Consider the following 11,986-nt stretch of genomic DNA (forward strand, 5'->3'; position numbering starts at 1 on the left):
TAATAGTAGATGATCGGCCACCAACCATTTAGTGATAAACAATCCGCCAAAAATAGTAATGGCCACAACCGCTAATTGAACAAGAAATGAATGGATGTTGATAATCTCCCTCCTTACATCAAATTTAATTCATAATGATAAAACTGTTTATCTTGTTGGTAGCCATGTTTTTCATATAATTTCTGAGCCGATAGGTTGTCGGGTGCTGTGCTTAAACTGATGCTTTTCGCCCCGGTTTCTAGCACCAGTTCTTTCGCTTTAAAGAGAAGCATCTCTCCTATTCCCTGCTTTCGCGCACGTTCATCAACATACAGATCGTTCAATATCCATGCCCTCTTCATCGATATGGAAGAAAACGTCGGATACAGTTGAGTAAATCCTAAATAGGTCTGCCGTTGCTAGGTTGATGTTCATTTCCATTCTCACTCTCACTCCTTAGATTGGTGGGATGTTGTTAGGGACCTAAAAATAGGATTTACTTGTAGGTTATATTCCTTTTCAGAATCACATTCTTTGTAATAGTGTAACTCCATTTATTCTCTACTAAATTAAAATTCCCTTCTTTTCCTTCTATTTCAATTCAAAAAAAAGAACTACCAAAGTAGTCTTTTCCGTAGCTTACTAAAAGGCATATTACGATTAAAAATTAGTGAGTATACTTCTCAACTTTATATTTCAAAAGTTACTTATTTTACGATTAAAACAGGACAATTGGCTCGTTTTGCTACTTTATGACTGACACTTCCTAGGACAAATTCTTGAATTCCATCTAAACCCCTGCTTCCAATAATAACGAGATCAAAATTATTTCCATTGGCATATTTGATAATTGATGGTCCTGCTTCACCTTGTAAAATTTGAATCGTGTAATCTACCCCTTCATCTGTCGCTTTCTTGGTTACACCGGTTAATAATTCTTTTCGCTTTTCTTCAATCGATAGCGAGTTCCAATTACTTAATACATCATGTTTTGCTTTATTAGCATCAACGACATAAACGATTTCTAACTTAGAATCCGAGCCGCCGCACTTTGCAATATGTATCGCATTTTCACCCGCTCGTTTGGAATGTTCCGATCCATCGTAGGCTAATAGGATCTTTTTGTACATCGAGTTCACCTCCGTTTAATGCCCACCCAATTTATTCGCTAGTTTTTCCACTAACTCTGAACTTTCTTCATTTAGTCCTGTTACATTCACATGAATATCATTTTCTTGGAATTTATTCACGATTTTATCAATGGCAACGACAGCCGAGTCATCCCAAATATGCGCTCTTGATAAATTGAGTTCCACTTCCTTCACATCATCTTTGTACTCAAACTCGTTTAATAAATCGGTTACGGAAGCGAAAAACAATTGACCTTTTATTTTATAAGTCTTTTTCTCTCCTTTTACCTGACTTTCAACAGTTACTTTCGATATTTTTGAAGCGAAGAAAATCGCACTTAGTAATATTCCTGCAAACACACCAATAGCAAGATTATGGGTGACAACAACGGTTACAACCGTCACAATCATTACGGTTGCATCGGTTTTAGGCACTAGATGAATGGTTCGTAATGAATTCCAATCAAATGTACTGATGGAGACCATAATCATCACCCCAGCCAATACCGCCATTGGAATAAGCACAACGATATCTCCTAGGACAGCTATTAAAAACATTAAGAAAGCACCCGCAACGAAAGCCGACAACCTGCCTCTTCCTCCAGACTTTACGTTTATAACGGATTGACCGATCATCGCACAACCAGCCATTCCTCCAAAAAGACCAACTGCAATATTAGCAATTCCTTGTCCGCGGCTTTCCACATTTTTTTCACTTTCGGTATCTGTCATATCATCTACGATCGAAGCGGTTAATAATGATTCAATAAGACCGACTACAGCTAAAGCGATCGAATACGGGAAAATAATCATTAGGGTTTCTAAGTTTAACGGTACATTTGGGAATAAAAATTCGGGTAATGTTCTTGGAATCGTTCCCATATCCCCGACCGTCCACGCTTGAATATTCATAAAAACGACCATTGCCGTTACAAGAAAGATAGCAACCAAAGTCGATGGCACAGCTTTTGATATGTATGGAAATAAATAAATAATAAGTAACGTCAACGCGACTAATGCATAAATCATCGGCCGGTGACCAACAAAGTGTTCAAGTTGAGCCATAAAAATAAGAATTGCCAAGGCATTAACAAACCCAACCATTACGGAACGCGGTATAAATTTCATATATCTCGCTAATTTAAAAACACCGAATAAGATTTGTAAAATTCCTGTTAAAATCGTTGCAGCTAGAAGGTAATGCAACCCATGATCGGCTACTAGCGTGACAATGACTAAAGCCATCGCACCTGTTGCGGCTGAAATCATCCCGGGCCTTCCACCAACAAATGCGATAACCACAGCCATTACAAATGAGGCATATAACCCTACCATTGGATCTACCCCGGCAATGATTGAAAAGGCAATGGCTTCAGGGATTAAAGCAAGAGCAACTACGACCCCAGCTAGGATATCTGCTTTTATATTTCCAAACCACGATTCCTTGTACTTCATCTCACTCATTATTCTCCTCCTTTGTAACTGGAGTAACCTTCCTCTAATTTATAATTTTTCTTAGATCGAGATTTTATATGTGATAATTTAATTTTTTCTACGATGTAATATATGGGAAGGTTAAATAAATGAGATAATGACCAACAATATCATCGAATTCAAGCCATTGAGGATAATGTAGAAGAACAATTGGTTGTGAGTTATCAAACCCAATTAAAAGATACCTTAAAACGATTATTTCCTGATTTAGAAAAATAATATGAAGGTACACTCTAAACGTTTAACAAAAGTAGGATTCTAATATTGGGATCCTACTTTTTCCATGATTGAAATTAAGATGGATTTCCTTAACGCTCTTCCCAAATGAAGTCTTCACTCTCTAGTGCTTGCCAATAGTTCACTTCATTCGTAACAACAAATGTATCTTGTCTCCTCGTTCGATGTTCACTATCAGTTATCCGCATGTGGTCCTCATAAAGAACGATCGAAATCCTTCGTATGTTAGGGTCAGCAAATTCAGCTGCTCCGTTAATATGTATCCAGTACTTATATTCACCTTGAGACCTCTCTTCTTTTAATTTTACATTCGAAAATTCGTTGAGCAATTCTTTGATCTCGTTCTTATCTCTTAAGGTCACTGTTGCCGGATCCGGAAATCGAGTAATGTAAACACTTTCCAACTCGTTAATGTTTAGCTTTTGGAGAACGACTTCCTCAAATGAAGTGTATTTCATTTGATTCATAATCACTGCTGCCCAAATGATAATTAAAAGTAGTACAGAAATGATCATCCATTTTTTCATGAATTAATTGTGCCTCCTTCAATAAACAATAGCCTTCATTCAGCCTACCATAATGTACCCGTCCATTAAATAAAAAATAGGAATATTTAAAATATTTAGTTTGAATTAATTACTACTCATTACACTTCGGCGCGAAATCAGGAGAGACACTGTATCTTCATACTATAAAATACAAAAGGAGACCTGAAATATATCAGGCCCCCTCAAAAAATATTGTTGTTTAACGCATTACGGGTAGATGTGTCGATGGCTAAACTACGCCTAAATTAAGCGATTATAAAGGGAATTAACGATTAAAAACACTGGAACGATGAAATTCTTCTAAGATCAATTCCGAAGTAAACCCAGTTAAATCCAGTCCATCTCCATCCAGCAACCGATGTTCTTCCTACAAATGTTGGATAGAACCAGAATTGTTGTCTATTTGTTAACCATACATACGTAAAGCGGAATAGACATCCACGAATAGCACCTGGATCAACCGCAAATGGGGTAATTTCTTGAGTTGCTGGTGTGAATGCTGGTGGAGGTCCCGCTGGAGGTCCTGCTTGCCCCGGCGGTCCTGGCGGTGGTCCAAATGGCGGTTGTTGTTGCCCCGGAAATCCCGGTGGTCCTGGTGGCGGCCCCGGTGGTCTTCCAGGTGGTCCAAAGAAACCTGTAAATCCTCCAATATACGGCCCTAAAAATTGAAATTGTCTTTGCATATCCATATCTCCAGGCATATTTTGTGCCTGCATATGTCCTGCATAAGTAGGTTCCATTGTATATCCATAGTCACTTACACCATACGATGGTTGTTGGTAATAATCATACGGGTTCAATTGATAGCCTCCCTCTCCATAGGTGTTTATCTTCTAGGTCAATATCATCCTATGCAGGCTAATGCACAAAACATCTTGTCCCCGTATAAATAGGCATTCGTTTACTATGGAATATATGACCTGCGCACCCACCTATATTTAAACACATAAGATAAGTTGAAAGTTAATAGAGAGGAGGATCAAATTGTATTTTAATCCGTATTTTTATAACTATAACCCACGTCTTAATGGATATTACCGTATCCAAAATGACACTCAACTTATAGACGATATACAAAAAGCAATTAATGCCGAGTATAGTGCTGTTGATTGTTATGAGAAATTAGCAAAAATAGCACCTACTCCAGATGAAAGAACTAAAATTCTTGAGATACAACAGGACGAAAAACGTCATTTAGAAGAGTTTAGCCGGATATATACAAATCTAACAGGCCGTCAGCCATCGTACCAAATTATTGAAGAGTGTCCAGACACGTATAATGCAGGGATTGAATTTGCCTTTAAAGATGAACAAGAGGCAGTTGATTTTTATTTAGACATCGCAGATAAAGCACAGGATGATACTATAAAAGATAGGTTTCGACGTGCAGCTTCAGACGAACAAAATCATGCGGTATGGTTTTTGTATTTTTCACAAAAAAATCGAAAGGTAGAAACCGCCAATCGACAAACTGAAAACTATGGTGCTTTGGGGGCATTAAGCGCCTCTACATTGACCTTACCGCAAATGCTCACGTATGCCCTCCAAGACGAATACCTAGCACAAGCAAGATATGATAATATTTTAACGACCTTTGGAAATGTTCGTACATTTGCACAAATAAAAGAGGCAGAGCTAAGACATATTAGTGCCTTATTGCCACTGTTTGAACGGTACCAGGTACCGATTCCTGTGGATAAGTCCCAAGCATTTGTTACAACACCAGAAAATATTAAGGCGGCGTATGCTGCTGGCGTTCAAGGAGAAATCGAAAATATATCTATGTATGAAAGATATCTGTCTTATGATATCCCAAATGATGTCAGAACCGTTTTTACACAGTTACGAAATGCTTCTTTAAATCATCTTGAAGCTTTTGAAAGAGGTCTTGCAAGGAATTAGGTAGAAGGTCTCCTCTTCTACCTCTTGTAATACTGTATAGACGATATTCATATTTGTAACATATGATAGAGGTTTTACTTTTTAATGTTACGGATAATCTTTGCAGGATTACCGCCAACGACTACTTGCTCTGGTACATCTTTGGTGACTACGGCTCCAGATGCGATTACGGCATTATTCCCAATAGTTACCCCTGGGTTGATTATCGCCCCTCCGCCAATCCAAACATTGTCCTCGATCACTACTCGCCTTCCATACTCCGCACCTGATATTCTTTCAGTAGCATTTAATGGATGGGTCGCCGTGTAAATGTGAACCCCAGGCGCAATCATGCAATTGGTCCCGATGCGAATTTCACACACATCCAAAAATACACAGTCAAAATTAGCAAAGAAATTTTCACCTACATGGATGTTATAACCGTAGAGTTATAAAGTTCTCCATTTAACATTTTTTCTTTTTCTGTTTTCATCTATTAAGCTCCTCGTTATTTGGTGTGTATAAGGTTAGGGATTTTGGATGTCTAAACTTGGATATAAAGTAAATTTTCCTTATTATATTTGTCCTGTAATTAAGTTTTATCTAGGATGTCTGTTTTTTTAAATCAATAAAACTCATGAGGTCAAGTGGGTGTTTGATGACTGCTTTTTACGATATTATCATTTTTCAGGCTTCAAGTGAAGGTTAGATAACCGTTTATATTTACTCTCCTACACTTCAGGTTTAAACCCGCTTTAGAGCTCTAGCTTTTTCTTCTCTCCATTTATCTTGGGATTCACTTGTGTTTTTATATTTGCTGGGATCCCAGCAGCTTAAATAAAGTTCATCATTAATATAGGAAAAGCTCCAATTCATACTTTAATTAATAGAATGTAGGAATGACAACGTAAGGAGGAGAAATTATGTCTTCGTTTCATCCAGAAAAGTTATCGGTTAATATGGTCCCGCCCGCCAACTCGACTGAGCCGATTGAAGGACGAAAATATACACTTACCCATTCTGATATCACCGGAGAGTTATTTTTAGATGTAGGATATGTTTATAATTACGAGGCGATTGACGAAGAAATGCGCGATGAAGTTCTAGCGGAATGGCAACGAAACAACCTTGGACAATTCCGTTTGGTGGGGAGAGCATATGTAGACGGCGGGGAATTTAGTGAGGAGGTTTCTAGAGTTCGATTTACGATTTTCCAAAAAGAGATGATGACGGCACTAAAAGGTATGGTATACGGAGATCGAGCATTCTTTGCTAACCATCCAAGCTTACTAGATGCTCCAATCTATATACACTATGATTCAGTGTATCCTCAATTTAGGCAGACGGTTTATTATGGAACGCCTAGGCAGATTTTAATGCAGATTAACATGAGAACTTTCAACTACTGGAAATGAATCGTGATAAAAATTGAAAAGGTACGATGCCACCTCGTAAAAATCCGACTAGTAACAGCGTACCTTGAATGATTAATTGTTTTAGCACCAAAGGATGAAAATCACCACAGACTTATCTTAATAAACATCACGCTGGTAACGTTTCAGCTTTTGCATATCGCTTAAATATTCTTCAGCTGAGTCGCGGTTCATTTTTCCTTCTTTTTCGATGATATCAATCAGTGTGTTGTGAACATCTTTGGCCATGTATTGCTTATCTCCACAAACGTAGAAGTAGGCACCGTTTTCCAGCCATTCAAATACTTCTTTGCTGTGTTCCATCATCTTGTGCTGGACATACACTTTTTGCTCCGAATCACGAGAAAATGCAGCGTCTAACTTTGTCAGTACTCCATCTTTTTGATATTGTTCTAATTCATCTTGGTAAAGGAAATCTGTAGAAGAATGCTGATCTCCAAAGAATAACCAAGAACGTCCTGTTCCTCTGTTTACTGCTCGCTCTTCAATAAATGAACGGAAAGGAGCAATTCCTGTACCAGGACCAACCATAATAATATCTGTATCTTCTGAAGCTGGCAGATTAAAGTGCTTATTTTGCTGTACGAAGACTGGGAGTGTATCTCCTTCATGTAGACGTTCCGAACATTGTACCGAGCAAACGCCTTTACGGTCGCGTCCGTGAGCTGTGTAACGAACTGCACCAATCGTAAGGTGTACTTGACCTGGATGTTTAGCAAAGCTGCTTGCAATTGAGTACAGGCGTGGTGGCATTTTTCTTAGAAGTGATACGATGTCTTGTGGAGAAGCCTTCCACGGGCCGAAATCACGTAAAAGATCCAGTAAATCGCGACCATCTATATATTCTTTTAATTGATTTACATTTTCAGGTAACACGAGGTTATTTAATTCTTCGTTTTCCGTTAACTCTGCTGCTTGCTGCAATACTTTTTTCGTTAATAAAGTAATTTCGAAATAAGTCGTTAACGCTTCTTTCAAAGAAAGTTGATCACCTTGTTTATTTACTGTTACAGATTGGTTTCCATCTGCTTTTAATTCTTGAAGAAGTTCTGCAACTAGTTCTGGATCATTTTCCGGGAGAATCCCTAAGCAATCACCAGGTACATAAGAAAGGCCCGATTCTTCTAAAGACAACTCAATGTGACGGGTTTCCTTACTAGAGCCAGGTCCGTTTAAATTTTTGTTTTCGAGAACTTTCGCTTGAAATGGGTTCGTTCGAGAATAAACTTTTACCACCTCATTGTTTTCTTTTTGTTGCTCTGAGATTTTTTCTTTTGTATGTTGCATAATACTCACCTCTCATTGTTAATAAAACGGCTGCATTTTTATCTATAGTATTTAAATTACTGCTTCCATTTAATTCTACCATTATTATACCTAATGCGGTTAAATTTGAGATATTATTTAAGAAAAGGGTATCACTATTATTAAATGATACATACGGATTAAGTGTGATTTGTTGATCATTAGATCTTTTGAATAATTCTTACATAAAGAGGATAGCATATATTAGAAAAAAAAGTTGTGTTTTTTATCACATTTCGAAAAAAATTTGGATCATTTTAACTTGAATTTGGTGATCGCCATATTTTATTAATATTGGTATAAAATATTTAACAATTGAACAAGATAATTTGGATAAACGCCTGAAACGGTTCACTTATATTGTGCGACTTTTCATCCCCCGTCATACATTACTTCAGTTTGCTTTTTAGTACATAATAAATAACTTGACTGCTGAAATATAAAAACCCCTTAGAATGCTTTAGTCTAAAGGGGGAATAATCACTGTTATTGAAACTTAACAGACGCTGCGATATCAAAGAAAGTGTTCAATACGTCTTCGCTGTGCTGTTCTTCGTTTACATAATATGCCACTAAATATTGCGTCCGGTCTTCCCAAGCAACGAGCAGATGGGCTGTAAATGGCTTTCCGGTCAGTCGGTCATGATTTAAGTCATCTTCTTGATAGACTCCATCAATTTTCAGATAATAATCATAAAAATCGTCTAGTTCAGGATGCTCACTTAAGTCTATCTCTGAAATCTCACCTGCATGTTGAGCTACGGATACATGTCGTTCCTTTGCCTCTTCGACCGAATGATTGGTTAAGTTTGTTTCCTTACGAGTAATATTAAATGAACTGCCACCATAAGGATGTCCCATGATCGATTGATAACATTCGTCTGTAATTGGATCTACCCAGTTTTCAATTAGTAGAGGGCGTTGCGGCAGTTCTATTATATGTGAATACTCTTCGGGACAACCGCTCATCGGATCATCTGAAACAAGTGATGCGACATATGCCCGTTCAGGAGTAGGCTGAACCTCTGGCTCCTGAAGCGCTACGCCTTGTCCCCCTGGGACAGCAACCGTCAGCCCCATTGCTAAATCATAGCTTTTGGACAGGGTATCAGGTTCAACATTTATACTCTCATCAGTTGCATCATTCACGGGTTCTTCCGACTCTTCCGTACTACACGCAGTCATCAAACCCCCAGCTAAAATTATTAGAATTATAAGTGTTTTAAAATTAATCATAATTTCCCTCCTTGACATCAACGGTCACTATCCTAACACACTTAAACTTTATAGTGAAATGATTTGGTTAATAAACCTCATTCATCACGTTTGTTTAGTTAAAAAACAAAAAAGATGCGAAAATATACAGCTGAATTCGCATCTTTTTGTTTAAAAGCACCGTTTAAAAATTAATACTTTTTATCCGTAAACACCCATCTCGTTTTTAACTCATCTTGTCCTTTATGACCCACCCGCTTAATCAAACCGGTGTCTTCAATATCTTTTAAAAGCTGCTTCACGGTTTCAGTATCGACTTTGTTGGAGAATACCTTTTGTGCGAGTTCTTCTGTAGTCGGACCCACGTTCGCTCCGTGTTTGCGGATATACACTAACAATTTCACCCGTTTTTTCTGGCGTGCTTCTTCTTTATATTTTCCTGTAAATATTTTAAATAACGGATCTTTCACGATGATCCCAAGTATAAGACCGAACATTACTAGAAATAAATCATATAAAATAACACTCATAACTAGACACCTCTTTATGATAACAAACTCTTCATTATTCTAATGGATAGACGTCTCTTCTTCCACTTTAATTTAAAAATAAAGACGTCAGTATCGTACTGTTATGGAACATTTTCTGAAGGTGCTCGTTCAATACCTATTTGTTGTTCCCCCTCATAAAAGTGTTCAATCTAGTACTTCATTTTATAGTTTTTTTCAAAAGAAGGCAATGTAATTTCAAATACCAAGTGTTAAGTTAAGGTGAATAGCACTAAACAAAAAATGACCATCAAATAGAGTACCATTTGATAGTCATTTTTATTTCCACTAATCATTATTACAAAGCCGTTACGGTTTCTATTTTTACTTAAGTGCTTTTCTTTCGTTAATTTCTGCCACAATGTTTGGGTACAATTTATCGAGCTTATACATCCATAGGAACAGTAATTGTAAGATCGTTAATAGTAGTGGCAGATAAATATTTAACGTGATAATCATCATTTCTGCTGAAGCCGATTGTTCTGCAAGTGAACCAACATAGCCGCCAAATGCTAATAACCAACCGATGAGCGCTCCACCTATACCCGCTCCCACTTTCATCCCAAAACTTGCCGCACTGTTTACTAGTCCAGCTGTTCTAAAACCAGACTTCCACTCCCCGTACTCTGTCGTGTCATTAATCATTGCGTATAAGAATGTGATGATCGGTAACAGAGCAAAACCTTGAACGGCATTCCCGATTAAAAAGATAGAGAGATTGTTAGGGTCGATTAACTTGATGACAGAACCAAAAGCTGCGACACACGTCACAAAGATAGCGATATTTCGTTTTCCAAAACGGGCAATCAAACGCCCGACAAAGAAGAAACCAACGATTGTCGGTAAAAATAAAGTAAGAGCAATAAGTGAAAAGTACCCGGCACTGCCTAAAATATATTGAGCATAAAAGATACCGGCCCCAGATAAAAGTGCATTTAATGTGTATGCGATTACACAATATAGAGTAATGATGACCCAATATTTATTACTAAGTAATGCTTTGAATTCTGTTTTAAATGGAATTTTTTCTTTAGACTGAGCGACCGTTTCAATGTCAACTCGTTCTTTTGTTTTTCTAAATGCTAGAAGGCAATTCACAATGATGATTACACCAATAGCAATCGCAACAACCGTCCATCCTAAGTTCCCACCAATGCTACTTGCGATTGGCTGTGCTAATGTCATGACGAGAATGGTTGCCAACATCGTGAAAACACCCGTATAGACATTGACTAACGTACGCCCTTTTTGATCTTGTGTCATTAATCCAAGGAGAGTTTTATAAGGAATTGAAATAGCAGTATACATCAAAATAAGAAGAAAATAAGTTACATACGCATAAACGATTTTTCCATTCGTACTTAGATCTGGAACTGAAAATAATAGTACTCCTGAGACAGCGAATGGTATTGCCATCCAGAGGATCCAAGGTCGTGCCTTACCGTACTTCGACTTCGTTCTGTCAACTAGTGCACCCATACCAACGTCCGTAAAACCATCTAACAAACGAGCAACTAACATGAGTGTACCAACGACACCAGCAGAAATGCCTGCCACATCAGTATAGTAGAAGGTTAAAAATGTTCCCACCATCGTCCATATTAATATAATTCCAAAAAAGCCCATACCGTAAAACAACATTTCATTATGTGCCGGTCTCTCTTGCTGCAGGGGTGTTTCAACAACTGTTTCTTGTTTTGCTTGCAAAGCCATTGATAAATCCTCCCTTGGTATGTATGCGCTTACAGTTTGCTTACTACTATTTCCTCTGCTCGTAAAATCGACTCCCATAAAAATAAGAGCTTAGTCTAGATACATAGAAATTACACGATCAAACCTCTCAACAGATCATTATTTTCAGTATGATATCGTATTAATCTTAACTAGTTCGATCTTTTTAGTGAGTTTATTATGTAGTAAAAAAGCGTATATATTCCTCTGTAAGTCTTTGTACATAATTTAAATTATTTAAAATATTTAGATAATATGTATTATAACATGAATGAACAACCATTCAATGAGAACCTTTGTCGAATGGTGCTGAACTAACGGATTTAGTTTAAAATTAGCTCTTTTTCCCTCTTTAAGATACAAATTTCTGTTAAAAACTACTAGTTTCAAGAACAAAAGCTGTGCTGTGCTGGCTTATTTAGTCAAGCAGTCTTTATATTTAAAAAATAAATACACGTTTTTTTCAAAATTATAGCGACAAAGAA

At 37.4% G+C, this 11,986-nt stretch carries 10 protein-coding genes and 2 pseudogenes; 2 read left to right on the top strand and 10 right to left on the bottom strand.

Annotated features, from left to right (window positions below; translation table 11 throughout):
* Window positions 1-113 precede the first annotated feature (113 nt).
* The 5 genes and pseudogenes from N7Z68_RS17355 to N7Z68_RS17375 all read right to left on the bottom strand — a co-directional run.
* Window positions 114-386 (bottom strand): annotated as a pseudogene (locus tag N7Z68_RS17355) (GNAT family N-acetyltransferase); the annotation flags it as partial.
* Between the two features lie 300 nt (window positions 387-686).
* Window positions 687-1,109: a universal stress protein gene (locus N7Z68_RS17360; RefSeq protein WP_275119741.1), complete on the bottom strand. Its 423-nt coding sequence runs from the start codon at window positions 1,107-1,109 to the stop codon at window positions 687-689.
* A gap of 15 nt (window positions 1,110-1,124) precedes the next feature.
* A complete protein-coding gene (locus N7Z68_RS17365; protein ID WP_275119742.1) occupies window positions 1,125-2,573 on the bottom strand; it encodes a SulP family inorganic anion transporter in 1,449 nt (482 codons plus the stop codon).
* Between the two features lie 338 nt (window positions 2,574-2,911).
* Complete coding sequence (locus N7Z68_RS17370; RefSeq protein ID WP_275119743.1) at window positions 2,912-3,367, bottom strand: hypothetical protein; 456 nt, start codon at window positions 3,365-3,367, stop codon at window positions 2,912-2,914.
* Window positions 3,368-3,660: 293 nt separating this feature from the next.
* A complete protein-coding gene (locus N7Z68_RS17375) occupies window positions 3,661-4,089 on the bottom strand; it encodes a collagen-like protein (protein WP_373323186.1) in 429 nt (142 codons plus the stop codon).
* A 283-nt stretch (window positions 4,090-4,372) separates the two neighbouring features.
* On the opposite strand from N7Z68_RS17375, the gene N7Z68_RS17380 reads away from it, so the two are divergent.
* The gene (locus tag N7Z68_RS17380; protein ID WP_275119744.1) at window positions 4,373-5,290 is read left to right on the top strand and encodes a ferritin family protein; all 918 of its coding nucleotides are present in this window, start codon (window positions 4,373-4,375) and stop codon (window positions 5,288-5,290) included.
* Between the two features lie 74 nt (window positions 5,291-5,364).
* Here the strand turns inward: N7Z68_RS17380 and N7Z68_RS17385 are convergent.
* A pseudogene (locus N7Z68_RS17385) lies at window positions 5,365-5,715 on the bottom strand (DapH/DapD/GlmU-related protein); the annotation flags it as partial.
* A gap of 477 nt (window positions 5,716-6,192) precedes the next feature.
* On the opposite strand from N7Z68_RS17385, the gene N7Z68_RS17390 reads away from it, so the two are divergent.
* Complete coding sequence (locus N7Z68_RS17390) at window positions 6,193-6,684, top strand: staygreen family protein (RefSeq protein ID WP_275119745.1); 492 nt, start codon at window positions 6,193-6,195, stop codon at window positions 6,682-6,684.
* Between the two features lie 117 nt (window positions 6,685-6,801).
* Here the strand turns inward: N7Z68_RS17390 and N7Z68_RS17395 are convergent, their stop codons facing one another.
* From N7Z68_RS17395 to N7Z68_RS17410, 4 genes are all read right to left on the bottom strand, one after another.
* Window positions 6,802-7,989: a sulfite reductase subunit alpha gene (locus N7Z68_RS17395; RefSeq protein WP_275119746.1), complete on the bottom strand. Its 1,188-nt coding sequence runs from the start codon at window positions 7,987-7,989 to the stop codon at window positions 6,802-6,804.
* Between the two features lie 504 nt (window positions 7,990-8,493).
* Window positions 8,494-9,243, bottom strand: a complete 750-nt coding sequence (locus N7Z68_RS17400; RefSeq protein ID WP_275119747.1) for a hypothetical protein — start codon at window positions 9,241-9,243, stop codon at window positions 8,494-8,496.
* A 170-nt stretch (window positions 9,244-9,413) separates the two neighbouring features.
* On the bottom strand, window positions 9,414-9,752 hold the full coding sequence (locus tag N7Z68_RS17405) for a hypothetical protein (protein WP_275119748.1): 339 nt from the start codon (window positions 9,750-9,752) through the stop codon (window positions 9,414-9,416).
* Between the two features lie 342 nt (window positions 9,753-10,094).
* Window positions 10,095-11,483, bottom strand: a complete 1,389-nt coding sequence (locus N7Z68_RS17410; protein ID WP_275119749.1) for an MFS transporter — start codon at window positions 11,481-11,483, stop codon at window positions 10,095-10,097.
* Window positions 11,484-11,986 lie beyond the last annotated feature (503 nt).

It is taken from the genome of Alkalihalobacterium chitinilyticum (assembly GCF_029028005.1).
GTDB lineage: Bacteria > Bacillota > Bacilli > Bacillales > Bacillaceae_F > Alkalihalobacterium > Alkalihalobacterium chitinilyticum.